Consider the following 17864-nt stretch of genomic DNA (forward strand, 5'->3'; position numbering starts at 1 on the left):
ATCCTCTCGCTAGTACTGGACAGTCTAGTTTTTTCGTGGCTACTCTAGCGCCCGACTCCCAGTGAGTACCAGACCGTCTAGTTCCATCAGGGGGATTCCATGACTCAGGCCATCGGCGCTCCAGCCACTGCCACCTTCGTATCGACGAGGCGGCCCAAGACCCGGGCCCTGCTTGCCGGTGGCATCGTGGCCGGGCCGCTGTTCCTGGGCGCCGGCGCAGTCCAGGGACTCTCCCGCGACGGCTTCGACTTCACCCGCAACGCGATCAGCCAGCTCAGCCTGGGCGACCTGGGGTGGATCCAGGTCGTGAGCTTCCTGCTCACCGGGGCGCTGGCCATCTCCGGCGCCGCCGGAATCCGCCGCACACTGGCCGGCGCAGCCGAAGGCCGCTGGGTGCCGCGTCTGATCCGCGTGTTCGGTGCCTCGTTCCTCCTCGCCGCGGTATTCACCGCCGACCCGGGTGCCGGATTCCCCGCCGGCGCCCCTGAGGCCCCTGCCGCCTCCCTCAGCTGGCACGGAGCCCTCCACATGCTCAGCGCCATGGTGGGCTTCCTTGCCCTGTGCGCATCCTTTCTGGTGCTGGCCCGCTACTTCGCCGCCCGGCGACAGCGAGGCTGGGCCCTGGGCTCCCGCCTGGTGCCGCTCGGCATCCTCGTGGGGTTCGCCGCATCCTCCGCCACCGTGCTGGCCTTCACGGCCGGAGCCGCCCTCGGCCTCCTGTGGCTGACCGCGATCACCGCCCGGCTGGCCACCACGCTCCCGGCCACGCACAACTAGCTAGCGGTATCCGCCCGGCTCGCCGGGCACAAAGACGACAAGCATGAACTCTTCGAAGCGAACAGGCAGGACAACACCCATGAGCGCACCAGTGAAGGGCCCCGCCAGCTACTTCCCCTCGATCGAGAAGAAGTACGGCCGCCCGATCACGGAGTGGAAGGAACTCATCCACACCTCGCCCCTGACCAAGCACATGGAACTCGTCACCTGGCTCAAGACCGAGCATGGACTCGGCCACGGCCACGCCAACGCGCTCGTCGCCCACACCCTCGCCGAAGACAGCGGCAAGTAACGGGCATCTGCGCCGCGGGACCTCTTAGAGTCCCACGGCAGGGACGCTCGGCCTCGGTGCAGTCGCTTCTCATGGAGTACGGCAGGTCACAGCCGGCGCTCATCCTCTCCTTCCCGATTGGTCCGTCCGCCGTGCCCCTGGCCTGCCCGATATCCCTCACCGCCGCCGACCGCAGGCGGCTCAAGAAAATGGCCTGGAGCCACAAGAGCGAGTACCGGCAACGAGTACGAGCACAGGTGGTGCTGCACGCCGCGCGCGGACGCTCCAACGCCCGTATCGCCCGGGAGACGGGGCTCCACATCGATACGGTGCGCCGCTGGCGAGGCCGGTTCGCCCGGCAGGGGCTCGCCGGGCTCGCAGACCAGGCACGCTCCGGCCGCCCGCCGGTGTTCACCACGTTACAGACCGCCCAGGTCAAGGCACTGGCCTGCCAACTGCCCGCCGCCACCGGCACCCCGCTGTCACACTGGTCGTGCCCGGAGCTGGCCCGCGAGGCCGTCGAGCGTGGCATCGCCACCTTCATGTCGGCCTCCACCGTGCGCCGCTGGCTGGCCCAGGACGCGCTCAAGCCCTGGCAGCACCGCTCCTGGATCTTCATCACCGACCCGGGCTTCCGCCCGAAAGCCGAACGCGTCCTTGACCTGTACGCCCGCACCTGGAACGGCAAACCGCTCGGCGCGGACGAGAAGACCTCCAGCCAGGCCCGCTGCCGCTGCCACCCCCTGCCACCAGGCCGGGCCCGCGCGATGCGCGTCAACCACACCTACGGCCGCGGCGGAGCCCTGGCCTACCTGGCCGCCTACGACATCCACCGCGCGAAAGTGTTCGGCCGCACCGAACCGCGCACCGGTATCACCCCGTTCATGAACCTGGTCGCCCAGGTCATGAGCGTCGAGCCCTACGCCAGCGCCAAACGCGTGTTCTGGATCGTCGACAACGGTTCCTCCCACCGTGGGCAGAAGGCCGCCGACCGCCTGGCCGCGGCGTTCCCGAACGCCGTCATGGTCCACACTCCCGTCCACGCCTCCTGGTTGAACCAGGTGGAGATCTACTTCTCCGTCGTACAGCGTAAGGTCGTCTCGCCCAACGACTTCACCGACCTTGGCGAGGTCAGGGATCGGCTCCGAGCATTCGAAGACCGCTACAACGCCACGGCACAACCGTTCCAGTGGAGGTTTACCACCTCCGACCTGGACGGTCTGCTGGCCAGGCTCGATCGGCACACCGCCGATCACCATGAAGAATCCTCCGTCGCGCTGGCAGCATGATCAACCCCCGAAGGACTTCCGGAGCCGACCACTTAGCGCGATGCGCCAGAAATCCCGAGCTTAAGTCTGTAGCCTGTTTTTATGTCTCGAGGACCTCGTGCTGTCGAAGTTGCGCTGTCCGGTAGGGAACGCGCGGAGTTGCTGCGTTGGGCGGGCGGAGCGGTCGTGCCGCGTCTTGCTGAACGAGCGCGCATCGTCCTTGCCTGTGCGGACGGGATGCCCAATGCGCACGTAGCAGCAAAGTTGAAGGTCACCACACCATCATTGGCGAACTCCACCGCCGTCACCGGGCCATTGAGTTCAAGAAGTTCCTGATCACGATAGACAAGGCGGTCCCCGCCGGACTCGACGTGCACCTCGTATGTGACAACTACGCAACCCACAACACCCCCGAGATCAAGGCATGGTTGGGAAGGCATCCGCGCTTCCATATCCACTTCACCCCGACCGGTTCCTCCTGGATCAACCAGGTTGAGCGCTGGTTTGCACTGCTGACCGACAAGCTCATCCGCCGCGGCGTCCACACCTCCGTCAAAGCCCTTGAAGCCGACATCAGGGCCTGGATCGACACCTGGAACGAGAACCCCAGATCCTTCAAGTGGACCAAAACCGCCGACGAGATCCTCAAATCCCTCGCCGACTACCTCACCAGGATCACTCCTCCAGACACCAACAACCAACAAGAAACTTAAGCTTGGGATTTCTGGGGCATCGCATTAGGGTTCCTCGTCCCACGCCGACCTGGGTCCGTCCTTGGGCGTGTCGGGACATGTGCCGCTGTCTGTTGTTCGCCAGGGGCTGGGGCCGGTGACGGTCCGGCTGCGCGGGGCGGGGCTGGTGGTGCGTGTCCGGTTCGGCCTGGCGCGCATGGTCCTGGTCAACGAGCGGGAGCTCATGCGGGAGGCGAGGGCCCCGGCCCGGCCCCCCGGTCCGAGGGCGGAGGTCTGGAGGGGGCCGGGCCGGGGGCCGTAACTACGCCGTAGTTGCTGCGGGGATGTCGACGCGGGCTGCTCGGCGGGCCGGCCAGAGGGAGGCGACCAGCGCGCCTGCCAGGGCGATGAGGACGCCGAGTGCGAGGCGTCCCCAGGGGAGGACCAGCGCGTAGCCTTCGACGTTCTCCTGGAGGGTGTGGCCGAGGGCCCAGCCGAGGAAGACGCCCAGGACGGTGCCGACGGTCGCACCGAGCGTGCCGACGAGCAGGGCCTCCAGGCGGACCATCCGGGTCACGCCGGCGCGGTCGAGGCCGAGGGCGCGCAGGGTGCCGATCTCCTTGCGGCGTTCGAGGACGGACATCGCGAGGGTGTTGGCGATGCCGAGGGCGGCGATCACCAGGGCCATGGCCAGGAGGGCGTAGAAGACGTTGAGTTGGCCGCCGATGCCCCCGCTGTACTCGGCCTTGACGCCGTCCTGGTCGAGGACGGCTAGGGCGGGGTTGTCGCCGAGGGCGTGGACGACGGTGCGGCGCGCGGCCTGGCCGGGCCCGCCGTCCGTGGCGGCGAGGATCACGTAGGTGCTCGGGGCGCGGTCGTACCGGGCGACGAGGGAGTCGGGTGCGGTGATGCTGGGCAGCAGGTTGCTCTGCGGGTCCGCGTGGTAGATGGCACCGATGGTGACGCTGCCGTGCTGGTCCTTCAGACGCTGGAGGGGGAGGGTCTGGCCGAGGTGCCAACCCGCCTCCTTGGCCTTGAAGTCGGCCACCGCGATCTGGCCCTTGGCGAGGTGGTCGAGCGAGCCCTCGACCACGTCGTACCGCAGCAGTCGGCCGATCGCGCCGGGGTCGACACCGGTCAGGACGGAGGGGCTGCCGGCCAGGCGGTACTGGGTGGACTGGTTGAGCGGGCTGACCGCGGAACCGGGCAGCTTCTTCGCGAGGTTCGTCGCCGTGTCGGGGGTCAGCCGCATCTCGCCGGAGGCGGCCTTGACCAGGTAGTCGGCGGTGAAGTCGTGGGTGGTCGCGCGGTCGAGGTACTGGGCGGCGGAGGCCCCCAGGACGGAGAGGCCCGAGGCGAGGGTGAGGGCGATCGCGAGTGCCGCGGCGGTGGCGCCGGTACGGCGCGGGTCGCGCACGGTGTTGCGGGCGGCGAGGGTGCCGTGCACCGGCGCCAGGCGGGTGAGCAGCGGCTGGAGCAGCGCGACGAACGGCCGGGACAGCAGCGGGATGAGGACGATCGCGCCGGTCAGGGCCAGGGCCGCGCCGAGGCCGATGACGACCCGGGCGTCCTTCCCCCCGGTGAGGGCCCCGTACGTGACGGTGGCGGTGCCGATGAGCGCGAGTACGGCGCCGAGGCCGGTGCGCAGGGAGCCGGCGCGTGCGGGGGCCGCGGGTTCGGCGGTGCTGAGCGCGGCGACGGGCGGGATGGCCATGGCTCGGCGGACCGGCAGCCACGCGGCGACCGTGGTCAGGACGGTGCCGGCGAGGAGGGAGCCGATCACGGTGACCGGGGAGACGACCAGCGGCCCTGACGGGGAGTCAGCGGTGGACAGGCACGTCCGCAGCAGTGCGGCGACCCCGGTGCCGACGACGAGGCCGACTGCGGAGGCACCCGCGCCGATGAGGAGGGACTCGGCCAGCAGGATGCTGCGCACCTGCTTGCGCGAGGCTCCGATGGCCCGCATGAGGGCCAGCTCCCTGGTGCGTCGGCCGACCAGCATGGAGAAGGTGTTGGAGATCAGGAAGGTGGCGACGAACAAGGCGACCAAGGAGAAGCCGAGCAGGATCTGGCCCATGGTGTCGCTGCCGCTGGTGGCGAGGTTCTGCTGGATCTGGGCGAGCCGGGCCCCGGTGACGGCACTGGTGCCCTTGGGCAGCTGCGGTTCGACGCGGTCGAGGAGCTGCTGCGGGGTGGTGCCGGGGGCGGCCGTCAGCTCGATGTCCCGGAACGTACCGGGTGCGAGGAAGAGCCGCTGGGCGGTGGAGTTGGTGAACAGGACCAGGCTGCCGCCGGAGGGGAGCCGGGTTCCGTCGGTGCGGAACACCCCGCTGAGGGTGTAGCTGGCGACGCCCTTGTTGGTGGCGACGCGGATGCGGTCACCGGCGTGGTAGTCGCCCTGCTTGGCGGTGCTCTCGTCGAGGGCGATCGCCTCGTTGCCGGTCGGGCCGGAACCCTGGGTGAAGCGGTAGGCGGGGTCCGCGCCGTCCGGTCCCGGGGCGAAGTTGCCGCCCCGGTGGGACGAGCCGTGACCGATCAGGGCTCCGTCGCGGTCGGCGACGGCGGCGAAGCCGTCGACCCGGCCCACGGCGACGGCGACGCCCGGGACCTTGCCCAGGGCGGTGGCCGTGCGGGCGTCGATGCCGGCCGGCCGGGCTTCGCCGCCGGGCGGAGCGTCGGCGGAGATGTTGACGGCGATACGCGTGTACCCGTCGGACGCCTTGGTGGCGGCGGCCTGGGACAGGCTGTCGCCGAAGACGAGGCTGCCGGAGAGGAAGGCGACGCCGAGCACGACCGCGAGCGCGGTCATCAACAGGCGGGCTTTGTACGCAAGTACGTTGCGCAGGGCGGTACGGAACATGGCGGTGGCGGATCCTGGGGGCGGGCTCGGCGGATGCGAGCGGGTGACTGGGGCGGTGCGGGGAGGCGGCCGGTCGGGACGGCCCGGGCAGCCGGTGCGACGGCCGATTGGCCGGTACGACGGCGGATCAGCTGCGGCGACGGTGGTCAGCTGAACTGACGGTAGGTCAGTTTGCGTGTGGGTGCTGTCAGTTGGCGTGACAGTGGATCAGCTGATGCGCGAGCGGGTGTCGAAGGTCTTCATCACGTCGAGGACCCGGTCCGGAGTGGGGTGTGCCATCTCGTCGACCAGACGGCCGTCGGAGAGGAAGACCACCCGGTCGGCGTAGCCGGCGGCGACCGGGTCGTGGGTGACCATGACGACGGTCTGGCCCAGCTCGCGTACCGAGTCACGGAGGAAGCTGAGGACTTCGGCGCCGGAGCGGGAGTCGAGGTTCCCGGTGGGCTCGTCGCCGAAGATGATCGCGGGACGTGAGGCCAGGGCACGGGCGACCGCAACGCGCTGCTGCTGCCCGCCGGACAGCTGCGCGGGCCGGTGGTCCAGGCGCTGGGAGAGGCCGACCATGGCGATCACGCGGTCCAGCCACTGCTGGTCGGGGCGGCGGCCGGCGATGGTCAGCGGCAGCGTGATGTTCTCCAGCGCGGTCAGCGTCGGCAGCAGGTTGAACGCCTGGAAGATGAAGCCGATCCGGTCGCGGCGCAGCGCGGTGAGCTGCCGGTCGCCCAGCGTGCTCAGTTCGGTGGTGCCGATACGTACGGAGCCGGAGCTGGGCGAGTCGAGTCCGGCGGCGCAGTGCATCAGGGTGGACTTGCCGCAGCCGGAGGGGCCCATGATCGCGGTGAACTCGCCCTCCCGGAAGTCGATGCTGACCTGGTCCAGGGCCACGACCCGGGTGTCGCCGCTGCCGTAGACCTTCGTCAGATCGGTGGCGGCGGCCGCGATCCCGGGCGTCGTGCGCAGCGCGTGCAGCGGCTGCGGGGAATGGGGGGCGGTGGGCATGGGGACTCCTCTTCGGATGCGGAAAGGTGCATTTCGAAGGGTGTCGGGAGGACGTATCGGGGCCTGGGCCGCGGTGTATCGGCGTCCGCTCCGCTGTGTAGCAGTTCTGTAGGGAAGGGACGGGGACAGTCAGTCCGGCAGGTACAGGGTGGCGACGGCGCCGCCGTCCGGCGCGTTGTCCAGACGCAACGTGGCGCCGAGCAGCCGGGCCTGGCCCAGGGCGATGGTCAGGCCCAGGCCGTGGCCCGAGCCGCGCTCCGCGGCGCCCGTGTGGAACCGGCGCGGACCATGGAGCAGCAGATCCGCGGGGAAGCCCGGCCCGTGGTCGCGCACGACGACCGTACGGCCCGCGATGGTGACCTCCACTGGGATGCCCCCGTGCCGGTGCGCGTTGACGACGAGATTGCTGACGATCCGCTCCAGGCGACGCGGGTCGGTCTCCACGGTCGTGGCATCGTCCGCGTCCTGCGCCTCGGCAACGGTGACGTCGGTGTCGAGGCCGGTGCGTGCCACGGCCTCGGAAACGACCGCAGCGAGTGGCACCCGGGCCCGGATCGGTTGTTCGGCGCCGGCGTCCAGGCGCGAGATCTCCAACAGGTCCTCGACCAGACCACGCAGATCGCGCACCCGGGCCCGGAGCAGATCCTCCATCTCGCCGGGTGGCAGCAGGTCGACGGCGGCCAGCAGACCGCCTACGGGGGTGCGCAGCTCGTGGGCCACGTCCGCGGTGAACTGGCGCTCGGCACGCAGCAGTTGGCCGAGACTGTCGGCCATGAGATCGACGGTGGCGGCGATGTCGGCCACCTCGTCCTGGCCCTTGGTGGGCCCGGTCCGTGCGTCGAGGTCCCCGGCGGAGATCCGGCCCGCGGTCTTGGAGACCTGCTGTAGTCGACGGGCGAGCAGCCTGGCCCCGTAGGCGGCCAGGGGTGTGGCCGCCGCGAGGGTGACCAACGAGGCCAACGTCATGGTCACATCGAGCTGGCGCAGGGTGTGGAGCTCGGTGCTCATGTTGGCCTGGAAGGCCAGCACCCTGCTGCCTGGGCCGCCGGTCCGTTGGGCGGCCCAGATGCTCGGGCCCACGTTTCCGTGGATGCGCCCGTCGTAGACCGTGTGCCGGTCACCGTCGGCAGGGTCGCGCAGTGCGGGCGGCAGGTCGGGCGGGTCGATCTCGACACCGTCCGTCAGCGTTCCGGTGCGCTGGTAGACGTCCATGGCGGAGTAGAGCGTGTTGAAGGCCCGTGCTTCGGCCCGGCTCCGGATGTCCTGCGTGGTCCACACGTGCACCAGCACGCCCACCGCCGCCGCGACCAGGCAGGCGGTGGCCGCGGCCAGCGCGGCGATCTTCCAACGCAGGGACACGCGGTCCGGCCGCAGCCGGCGGAGCGGACGCACCGGCCTCAGCGCCTGAACTTGTAGCCGAAGCCGCGGACCGTCTCGATCCGCTCGCGCCCCAGCTTCCGGCGCAGCCGCTGCACACACAGGTCCACCACCCGACTGTCGCCGTCCCAGCCGTACTCCCAGACGTTACGCAGCAGGGTGTGCCGCTCCAGCACGACGCCCGGATGGGCGGCGAACTCAAGGAGCAGCTTCAGCTCGGTCGGGGTCAGCGCCACCGGGCTCCCGGAGACGAACACCTCCAGGCCGCCGGTGTCGATGGTCAGGTCCCCGAAGGCCAGCAGCTCGCCCTCGGACGGTGACGGCCCCTTGCCTGCGGCCTGCCCGGGGCCCGGGGCGGGTGCGTAGGACGCCCGCCGCAGCAGCGAGCGGATGCGTGCCACCAGCACCGACGTGTCCACGGGCTTGACCACGTAGTCGTCCGCCCCGGCCTCCAGACCAGCGACCACGTCGAGTCCGTCGCCACGAGCGGACATCATCAGGACCGGCACCAGGCTGCTCTCCCGGACTCTGCGGCACAGACCGATCCCGTCCAGACCAGGCAGCATCACATCCAGAATCAGCAGGTCGAAGTCCTCGTCCCGGAAGAGCTCAAGCCCCGTGAGGCCGTCGGCCGCGGCCTTCATCGCGTAGCCGTAGCGCTCCAGGGCGACGGTGAAGGACCGGCGCATCAGCTCGTCGTCTTCCACCAGCAACACGCGAACGGGACGCGAGGAGGCCCCAACCGGGGCGGACGAGGACACGGGCGGATGACTCCTGTTCGGACGGTGGAGACGAGGCAGGGGGCCGGGCTGCAGCCACGACCCACGCACAGCCGCCGACCCGAAAGGAACAATACGGCAGACATCGAGCGCGGCGACTGCGTCGCACAACGGACACGCGGCTCACTCCCAGGAGCCTTCTTCGTCGGCGAAAGCCCAGGTCAGGCCGGGTGTCAAGGCAGAGGCAGGCACCGGTCCCATGACACTCCGGCCCGCTACGAACCCGCTTCGCCCTCGCCCGGCGCCCCGATTCGATGGCCAACCAAGCGCTCCGTGATACACACCGGATACAAACCCGCGCCAGGCAGCACACCGCTTGGGGAGCGGAGGCGGATGCGGATCGCGTCGGGGCGGGGCGAGCCCGGGGACGCCTCGTGGGGCGGTGGTCCCGGACAAGCGACTGGCCCCCTCGACGTCATGTCGAGAGGGCCAGTGCGTGAGTAGCGGGGACAGGATTTGAACCTGCGACCTCTGGGTTATGAGCCCAGCGAGCTACCGAGCTGCTCCACCCCGCGTCGGTGAACCCCACTCTACACGCCGCACCGGGGTGCCAGGCACGAGGCACCTCACTCCTCTCCAGGACCCGGGAGACCGGGCTCCGCAGCGGACCAGGCCGATGCACGCTCCCCGGGGCGACGGGCTTCCGGTGCGCCCACCGGATGCACGTGAGGAGTCAGCGGCCACGGGGAGATGCGCCGTGACTGCGGGCCGAGCGCGACCTGGCCGCTGCCACCGAAGTGCCGCCAGGTGCGTGCGCCGACGGGCACATAGGCGTCGGTAACTGGTGCCGGGGTGCCGACGGCGGATCGCACTCACCGACGCCGGACGCACGGTGTTCGCCCAGGCTGACGCCACCCGCAGAGGCGCACTCGCCGAGGTCTTCGACGACCGGCTCGACGACACCGACATCCAGGCCCTGGAGACGGTGTGGGCAAAACTGAAACAACCCCGGACCACCGACCCCCACTGAGATGGTGGTTACCGACGTGCTCCTGCATCCCGGAGGGCCTGACGGAGGTCCTGGGCCGGAAGATCACTCCGGCCCAGGACCGGCACGAGGTGTCAGTCGGGTGTGTCAGTCAGCTGGTGATTGGCAGTCCTCTACTCCGTGTCACTCCTCTACTCCGTGGCAGTCCTCCACTCCTTATCGGTTCTCTCCTCGGTGTCAGTTCTCCACGCCGTAGTACTGCGCCAGGAAGCCGATCACGTCGGCCGCGTGCGGGCTCAGCTGTGGCAGGTGCGTGGCGAGCGCGGTGCGTACGGCGGCCGCGAGTTCCGGCAGTGAGGTGGCCGCGCCCTTGACGTAGGGGTCGAGGCGGCGGATGAGCTCGTAGTTGCTTGCCACGTCGAGCTCGCGCATCGTCCGCTCCAGCGGCGCGGCATCGGCGGCGGGGATGGACGGGAGGAGGCGGCTGACGTAGGTGACGCGGTGCATGACCCGCCAGCACGGGGGCTTGCGGTCGGACTGACGTGCCTGCCGGAGGGCGGCCGCGTTGGGGTCGGTGGCGTTGGCCAGCCAGGCGGGGTCGACGACCTTGTGGAAGAAGGTGTCGAAGTGCTCGGTGTCCTCGCCGAGGTAGAAGCTGAGGAACCGGTAGGCATCGACCTTGCCGGGGGTGTTGACCGGCTGTCCGTCGGAGTCGAAGACGGGCTTGCGGTGGCCGTCGTACTGCTGGAGGTTGCCCGAGGGCGCGCACTGGACGTTCAGGCCGAAGGAACGGGTGGCCTCCTTGCCGCGGGCCCGGGTGACGGTCATGCCGCCGCCGATGGACGCGTCGAGCTGTGCGTTGATGCCGACACCCATGACCTCGAAGGCGGTCCCGACCGAGGTACCGACGGAGCCGGAGAGCGAGTACGAGCCGGAGGTGGTCTCGGTGACGGCGTCGGTGGTCTCGGTGGTCTCGGCGAAGAAGCCGCCGTCCGCCGTCCAGACATAGGTGTTGACCAGGTCGCGGCGGGAGAAGCCGTCGCCGGTCGTGTTGTTCGTCGTGTCGCGGGCCTGGCCGGGGGCGGTGTCGCCGCCGATCGCGGTGCCCAGGACCCGGCCGGCGCGTTCGGCGGTCGGGTCGGGGGTGTGGGTCTCGGTGGAGACGGACTCGTAGTAGCTGCGCAGGCGTTGCTGCTCGCGTTGGATGCGCCGCTTGATGGCGTATGCCTCGCGGGGCTTGTAGTAGCTGTACTCGCCGCGGTCGCGGGCGTCGGCGTAGTCCGGATCGAGGACCTTGCCGCGCTCGTCGTAGCCGATGGTGCCGTCGAGGGTGCCTTGTTTGGTGTAGCGAGGGTTGAGAGGGAAGGGGATGACGTTCCAGTCCTTGGGGATGTCGGGGTTGGGCTGGATGCGGTAGGCGACCAGGGCGCCGCTGTGCGCCAGCCGCAGCGCGAAGACGTCGGCGGTCTGGGACTGGACGAGGGCGAAGCCCGTGTTGGCGGGCACGTAGCGGCGGCCGAGGGAGGCGTTGAGGGGCCTGGTCGGGTCCTCCCAGCTTCCGGAGAGCTCGACCTTGGTGGCCCGGGTGGTGTTCTCGCCTTGGGAGACGGCGGTCTCCTCGGCCCAGCTGTTGGAGAACTCAAGGCTGCCGCGGACGCCGACCGCAACCTTCGCCTTCGCCATGGATTTCGCCACACCGAAGCCGAGCGGCGCGGTGATCATCCACATGTCGACATCGATCTCGTTCGAGAGCGCGAAGCCGAAGGCGGCGTCGACGCTGCGTTCCTTCGCGGACGACAGCGAGTGCACGACCTGTTCGGCCTGGGTGAGCTCCACCCATGAGGTGCCGTCGTAGGTGGCGCGGTCCGGGTCGATGGTGTTGGCCGTGAGGTTCTCCGACGGCAGCGGCGGCGCGCCCTCGACGTAGCCGATCAGTTGCGGGTCGAACTGCACCTGACTGACCCACTCGCTGACCAGATCGCCGACCTTGTAGCCGGTGACCAGATGCCAGCGCCCGTCACGGAGGAAGCCGTAGGCACGCTTGAGGACGCCGAACGCCTCGCCCTTGGTGGTGTACTGCATGTCCGCGTACTCGGCCACGGCCGGTGCGCCGGAGATCGTCTCGTGGAACGGGGTGCGCATCGCGGCCAGCGCCGAGCGGACCTGCGCGGTGTCGCTGGAGACGGGCGCGGTCGACAGCACGGCGGTGGGACGGGCGGGCCCCTCGCCCAGCGTCAGATCGTTGCCGCGCAGCCCCTCGTCGCGTATCAGCTCGGCCGTGTCGTCGGTGGAGGCCCGATCGAAGGACCAGTAGGCGATCAGGTCCTCCTTCTCGCCCTTGAGCCGGGTGAAGAGGTTGTCGAGGATCTGTTCCTGGGTGCGGGTGGTGCGCCAGATCCGCACTTCCTCCAGCACACCGCGGTAGGGCTGGGTGACCTGTCCGTCGGTCAGCTTCCCGCCGAGGGTCAGGGACTGGTCGCCGTACTCGGTGAAGTCGGCGGCGTCGGGTGAGTCCAGCGGGTCGCAGGCGATGGAGACGCCGTTGCGGTAGAGGCGGAAGAGGCTGCCGCGCGGGTCGGGGTTACGGGTCCAGCGGGCGCCGCGCAGCCGCGCCGGGTGGGAACCGGTGGCGTCGGCCGTGGTGTTGCCGGCGTTCTCCTCGAACCGCCAGTGTGCGGTCAGTCCCCGGTCGCGGGCCGACACCGGGGTGCCCAACTGGGCGGGGTTCCGCGCGGTGCCCCACAGCCGGGCCTCGGCGACGACTCCGGTGAAGGGGTGGGTTTCCATGGACTCGCGGGCCCGGCCGATGTCGAGGGTGCCGGTGTTGCCCTTGGCGCCAGGTCCTTCGTAGCGGGCGGTACCGGCCTCGCGCCCGTCGAGGAAGAAGCGGATGTCCTGCCACTCCTGGACGTCGACGGACTCCACCAGTTCCACGGTCTGGGTGACGGGCTTCCCGTCGGCCCCGGCCGCCGTGATGTCCTTGCTGCCCTTGCGTTCCTGCATCGACCGGCCGCCCTTGCGGACGACGGCGATCCGGTGGAAGTCGCCCGCCTTCAGGGCCTCGGTGGAGGTGAAGCGGACGAGCCGGCCGTCTGGTTCCTCGAAGCCGAACTCCAGCCGCCCGTCGGGGAGGACGAGCAGCCGGTACGGAACGCTGCCGCCCGCCCCGTCGGCGGCGCGGCCCTTGGAGAGCAGGCCCTGGACGGTGCCGAGGGCGTCGACGCGGCAGAAGACCTCGACGGTGAGGTCGTCGGGGATGTCGAGCGCGTCGTTGTCGGCCACTTCGAGGTAGGCGCCGTCGGCGAGTTCGACGGCCCACGACTGTTCGTAGGCGGCGGCGAGGTGGCTCCACTCGCGCAGCGGGAAGGAGTCGCGGCTGGCGGTCAGGCGGTTGCCGACGCCAGCCACGACGCGATAGCCGGGGTCCTCGCTGTCGACGAGCACGGGCGGCGTGGCCGCCGTGGTGACGGTGCCCCTGAGGGTGACGGTGCGGCCCTGCGGTGAGCGGTCGGTGACGCCCGGCCGCCCGCCGGGCGCGCTGGCCGGGCCGGAGCATCGCCAATACCCCTGCAACCCCGGCTCCTTGCCGGTGAGTCGCCCCTTCATGCGGTCCCGGATCTCGGCCGCGGTCCGGGCGGTGCCCCACAGCCGGACGTCGTCCATCTCGATCCGCGCGTAGTCGGGGAGCCAGCCGGCGTGGCTGCTGCCGAAACTGAACGGACCGGTGCCCCGGTAGTCACCGTCGGCGGTGCGCCGGCCGACCTCGGTGCCGTCCCGGTAGATCACCTGCTCGCGGGTGGCGGTGGTGTAGACGCAGGCCCAGTGGTGCCAGTCGGTGTCGGGGTACTTCTCCAGGGTGTTGAGGTCGTCGCCGTAGAGGGCGAAGGTGAAGGCTCCGTCCGCGCGGAAGCCGATGTGCAGCGAGCCCCTGGCCTCGGCGTGCGACGCGCCATGGCCGACGACGATCTGTGGACGGCCGTCGGGGGCGGCAGGGCGGCGCGCCCAGAACTCGACGGTGAAGTCCGTGCCGATCAGTGGCACCGCGGCGTCGGTGACGGCGACGCCGCTCTTGCCGTCGAAGAACAGGGCGGGGACGGCGGGCGGCGCGGGCGGGGCGAGCAGTCCCAGGGTGAACGGGGAATCGCCGTCGCCGGCGTGCACCACGCGGGCCGGTCCGGTGAGCCGCTCGGGGTTGATCCACGCCTCGACCGTGAGGTCGCCGGTGGTGGTGGCGCGGCCCACCTGGGTGGTGAGGGCCGCGACGTTCCGCTGGCCGTCGAAGGCGTAGGCGCGCCCGGGCTGGTCGGCGCGCCACCGCCCACCCTGCCCCGGAACCAGGTTGGCCGCCTCGCCGAGCGGCACTTCGCGTGCCGTGCCCGGATCGACGAGGACCAGCCGGGAACCGGCCGACAGCGGCACACCCGGGCGGCTGCTCTCGGCCTGCGCGTAGTCGTAGCCCTGGCCGGGGGCGCCGTTGACGATGGCGGCGAAGTCGGCGGCCCGGCGCGGCAGCCGGCGCCAGATCTCGCTCTCGTCGCCGCGCTCGACGGTCAGCTCGCACAGTCCCGGGTCGCCGACGTCCATGACGCGGATGGTGACGTCGCCGAGGTCGGTTCCCGCGTCGCGGGCGGTGAAGGCGATCGCCGTTCCGTCGCCGCCCACCAGCGTGCGGGCGGCTCGGGAGACCCGCGCGTCGTAGTAGGTGGCGAAGAACTGCCCGTCGGCGCCCCGGAAGTAGAGCACGACGCTGCCGGTGGCACTGTCGAGCAGATACGGCCGGTCCGCGCCCCGGGCGAAGGCCAGCAGCGCCCCGGAGCAGCTCAGGCCGGTCCGGTCGAGGGAGAGCTGCGGCACGGGCAGCGCGATGTCGTCGGCACCCTTGAGGCCGCCGGTCAGCCGGGCGAGCTCTTCGCGTGTGGCGGTCAGCTCGGCCTGGACGGCGGCGATCTCACGTTGGCGCTGGGCCAGACGCTCGGACTCGGGCCGGAGTTCCTCGATGCGTGCCTGGACCGACCGGAAGGACTCGTCGACGAGGGCGACCTTCTCGATCGCCACCAGACCTTCGCCCGTGCCGCGCACCGCGTCGTTGTCGTACTGGACGATCACGTCGCCCTTGCGGTCGAGGGCACTGACCGTGCGCTCGCTGTACGCGTTGATCAGCTGGAAGAAGCCATTGCCCTGGTCGAAGAAGGCGAAGTAGGTGTTCCACTTGCCTGGCAGGTGCTTGTAGACGATGAGCTCGCCGTCGTTCTTGGTGCTCTCGCCGCACACATTCATGTCCTTGCCCGTATGGACGTTGCGGACGTACCAGCACCGCTCTCCGTAGGTCACGGTGTCTGTCTTCCGCAACTCCCACAACGCCGAAGGGGCGTCCCGGTCGGGCGTACGCACCAGTGGGGGATATTCTCCCGTCGCACCATCGTCCTTGACCGCGAGGTACTGGGGCTTGCCGTCGCGGGGCAGCTTGAAGCGTATGCGGAAGCGCCAGGCGTGCGTCTCCCCTTCGAGTTCCTCGCGCATCTGGGCCAGCCTGCGCTCCGCGGCCTCGAACTCGTCCTTGGCCTGGGCCAGTTTGGCCGCGTCGGCCTCCTTGGCTGCCAGATCCTGGGTGAGCTTTTGGACTTCGGCGTCCAGTTCGCTGATCGCCTCGACGTCTCCGCTGGCCTCGGGGGCGCTGAGCACGGGCAGCGCTATCTCGTCGGGCACCTGGGCGAGCCGCCCGTCACGGCCGACGCCGAAGTCGATGGTGGCCAGGTACGCCTCGTCCGTCTCGGTACCGGCCTTCGGGGCCGGCCCGGAGGTGGCGTACGACAGCAGCACCCGGGCCTGGCGTTTGGCGGGCTTGGCCTGCTTGTCGTAGCCGACGGCCACCTCCTCCTGCTGGTGGTACAGGACGGCCGACAGCCCGGAGACCGCGGGCCGGCCGCTTATGGCGAAGCTGTCGCGGCGCACCCCGGGGTGGTTGCCGATGGGAGCCTCGGACGTCACCCATCGGGGCCCGCCCCGGAGTTCGCCGTGCCGGGCGTGGTCGGTCTGGTCGTGCAGACGGCTGCCGGAGCCCTCGTCGAAGCGGTAGTAGGCCACCAGGCCCGGGTCGTTGCCGATCAGACGGATGCCCTTGTCGCGCTTGAGCTCCTCGGCGGTACGGGCGCGGTCCCAGATGCGTACCTCGTCCAGCTCGGCCCGGGCGCCGCAGCCCAGGGCGTGGCCGAGCAGCAGCGGGCCGGTGCCGGTGTAGCCGCCGCTCGCCTTACGGCTGCCGATCTCCTCGCCGTCCCGGTAGACCACCTGCTCCCGGGTGGCGGAGGTGTAGACGCAGGTCCAGTGGTGCCAGTCGGTGTCCGTGCACGGCTGCTCGGTATCGAGCTCGTCGCCGTGGAAGGCGAAGGTGAAGACGTTGTCGTCCCGGAAGCCGATGTGCAGGGTCTCCTCGGGGGCTCCGCTCTCGGAACCGTGGGCGAGGAGGACCTGTTTCCCTCCCGTCGCCGTGCGCCGGGCCCAGAACTCCACGGTGAAGTCTCCTCCGGCGAGCTCCGGTCCGTCGGCGACGTGCACCTGGGCGTCGCCGTCCCCGAATTGCAGGGCCGTCTCCGCGTACCCGTCCGTGCTCACCACGGGGACGAGCGGTTTTCCAGTGAACGGGCAGGTGCCAGGGGACCGTTCGTAGACGGAGTCGCGGTGGGCGGGGTCGGGGCTGGTCCAGATCTGGGTGCCCTGGAGGTTTAACAGTCCGTCGCGGCCCTGCTCGATGTTGAACGAGTCGATGCGGCCGGTGGCGTCGTTGTGCGCGAAGATCTGCCAACGCTGCTGCCCGTGCACGGCGGTGGGGACGAGCAGCGCGGTGAAGCGTCCGCCGGAGAGGTGGCGGACGAAGGACAGCTGCTGCGTCGGCTCGCGGAACGGCCTGCCCTCCATGTCCGTGGTTCCCAGGCTGTCCTTGGCCGAATCCGGACGGTCCTTGTGCCGGCTGCGCCGGTAGCGGGCCTCCAGTACGGGCTTCAACTCCCCGCCGACCAGCAGGAACCGGTCGCAGAGGAGGGTTTCGGTCGCCAGCGGGACCTTCGCGCCCGCGCGGTCCGTGACGTAGTCGGCCCGGTCCGGGGTCCCGGAGGAGCCGCCGCCGGTGAGCCGGTGCACGGCGTCGGCGTGGTCCGCGGCGACGGACTGGCGCAGCACCACGATGTGCGTGCCGTCGGACAGGGCGTGGAAGGGGGCCAGTGCGGTGAGCCGGGCGGTCGTGGAGAGGAAGGGGTCCACCTCGTCCTCGTCCAACCGCTCGCCGGGGGCGGCCTCGACCCTGCCGCCGTTCTTGACGACCGGCAGCGTGGTGGACCCGATGGCGGCGAAGCCGACATCCGTGATCTCGGTCGGGAAACGGAGCGGCCGCGGGTTCTCCGACCAGTAGGCGGCGTCGAGTTCGCCCTTGGCCTCGTCGTGCCGGGTCATGTCGAGAACCGTGTAGACGACCCGACGCCGGTCGTCCATTGCCAGGGCCACCGTGGTGCCCTGGTGGCGCACGGTGGTGGTGTGGACGTAGGTGCGGTCGCTGTAGATCTTGAGGAGGTGCTGCTCGCCGGACAAAAAGGGCTCCTTGGGCGCGCGAGGCCGCGCTGCGTGGGCTCATCGACTTGAGGCTCCTGACCTGGGGCGTTACCCGGCGGTCAGCAAAGCGATCAATGATTAAGCCCAATCACGAAAATCCCGTCAAGGAATCTTTTCGGCCAGTAAGTCCCGTGAGCGGCCGGCTCGTTCGGTGACGCGGACCGCGGCGGGAATGTCCTCGTATCCCGGGCTGCTGCCCGCGGCACCTCCCACCGGCCGGGCCGGCGTGCCGCGGCGGACGCACCGGGCCCCTGGCTACGGAGCGTACGCATTCGCTTGCTCCGCGCGGAATACCTGTCGGCCGATCGGGGCAGGGAAGGGCCCGGGAACAG

The 17864-nt window shown here is 70.4% G+C and carries 9 protein-coding genes, 1 tRNA gene and 1 pseudogene; 5 read left to right on the forward strand and 6 right to left on the reverse strand.

What is annotated here, in order from left to right; translation table 11 throughout:
- Window positions 1–99: 99 nt before the first annotated feature.
- The 4 genes and pseudogenes from ACO0M4_RS08190 to ACO0M4_RS08205 form a co-directional block, all read left to right on the forward strand.
- Window positions 100–777 (forward strand): DUF998 domain-containing protein, encoded by a 678-nt coding sequence (locus ACO0M4_RS08190; RefSeq protein ID WP_430369079.1) that lies wholly within the window; start codon window positions 100–102, stop codon window positions 775–777.
- Window positions 778–856: 79 nt separating this feature from the next.
- Window positions 857–1069 carry a DUF4287 domain-containing protein gene (locus ACO0M4_RS08195; protein ID WP_430369080.1) on the forward strand — a complete coding sequence of 71 codons (213 nt, stop codon included), beginning with the start codon at window positions 857–859 and terminating at the stop codon, window positions 1067–1069.
- A 56-nt stretch (window positions 1070–1125) separates the two neighbouring features.
- Window positions 1126–2337, forward strand: coding sequence for an IS630 family transposase (locus ACO0M4_RS08200; protein ID WP_430369081.1), 1212 nt, complete (start codon window positions 1126–1128; stop codon window positions 2335–2337).
- 272 nt (window positions 2338–2609) lie between these two features.
- A pseudogene (locus tag ACO0M4_RS08205) lies at window positions 2610–3029 on the forward strand (transposase); the annotation flags it as partial.
- A gap of 280 nt (window positions 3030–3309) precedes the next feature.
- Here ACO0M4_RS08205 and ACO0M4_RS08210 read toward each other — a convergent pair.
- The 5 genes from ACO0M4_RS08210 to ACO0M4_RS08230 all read right to left on the reverse strand — a co-directional run bounded on the left by ACO0M4_RS08210 (window position 3310) and on the right by ACO0M4_RS08230 (window position 9517).
- The gene (locus ACO0M4_RS08210; RefSeq protein ID WP_430369082.1) at window positions 3310–5847 is read right to left on the reverse strand and encodes an ABC transporter permease; all 2538 of its coding nucleotides are present in this window, start codon (window positions 5845–5847) and stop codon (window positions 3310–3312) included.
- 207 nt (window positions 5848–6054) lie between these two features.
- Window positions 6055–6846 carry an ABC transporter ATP-binding protein gene (locus tag ACO0M4_RS08215; protein ID WP_430369083.1) on the reverse strand — a complete coding sequence of 264 codons (792 nt, stop codon included), beginning with the start codon at window positions 6844–6846 and terminating at the stop codon, window positions 6055–6057.
- A gap of 129 nt (window positions 6847–6975) precedes the next feature.
- Complete coding sequence (locus ACO0M4_RS08220) at window positions 6976–8238, reverse strand: sensor histidine kinase (RefSeq protein WP_430369084.1); 1263 nt, start codon at window positions 8236–8238, stop codon at window positions 6976–6978.
- Between the two features lie 5 nt (window positions 8239–8243).
- A complete protein-coding gene (cseB, locus tag ACO0M4_RS08225) occupies window positions 8244–8939 on the reverse strand; it encodes a two-component system response regulator CseB (RefSeq protein ID WP_430369085.1) in 696 nt (231 codons plus the stop codon).
- 504 nt (window positions 8940–9443) lie between these two features.
- Window positions 9444–9517: transfer RNA gene (locus ACO0M4_RS08230), tRNA-Met, on the reverse strand.
- Window positions 9518–9786: 269 nt separating this feature from the next.
- Here ACO0M4_RS08230 and ACO0M4_RS08235 point away from each other — a divergent pair.
- Window positions 9787–9972 carry a hypothetical protein gene (locus ACO0M4_RS08235; protein WP_430369086.1) on the forward strand — a complete coding sequence of 62 codons (186 nt, stop codon included), beginning with the start codon at window positions 9787–9789 and terminating at the stop codon, window positions 9970–9972.
- 195 nt (window positions 9973–10167) lie between these two features.
- On the opposite strand, the gene ACO0M4_RS08240 is transcribed toward ACO0M4_RS08235, so the two are convergent.
- Entirely contained in the window at window positions 10168–17511 is a 7344-nt protein-coding gene (locus ACO0M4_RS08240) for a LamG-like jellyroll fold domain-containing protein (RefSeq protein WP_430369087.1), read from the reverse strand.
- Window positions 17512–17864 lie beyond the last annotated feature (353 nt).

Origin of the sequence: Streptomyces sp. RGM 3693 (genome assembly GCF_050471125.1) — a bacterium.
Lineage (GTDB): Bacteria > Actinomycetota > Actinomycetes > Streptomycetales > Streptomycetaceae > Streptomyces.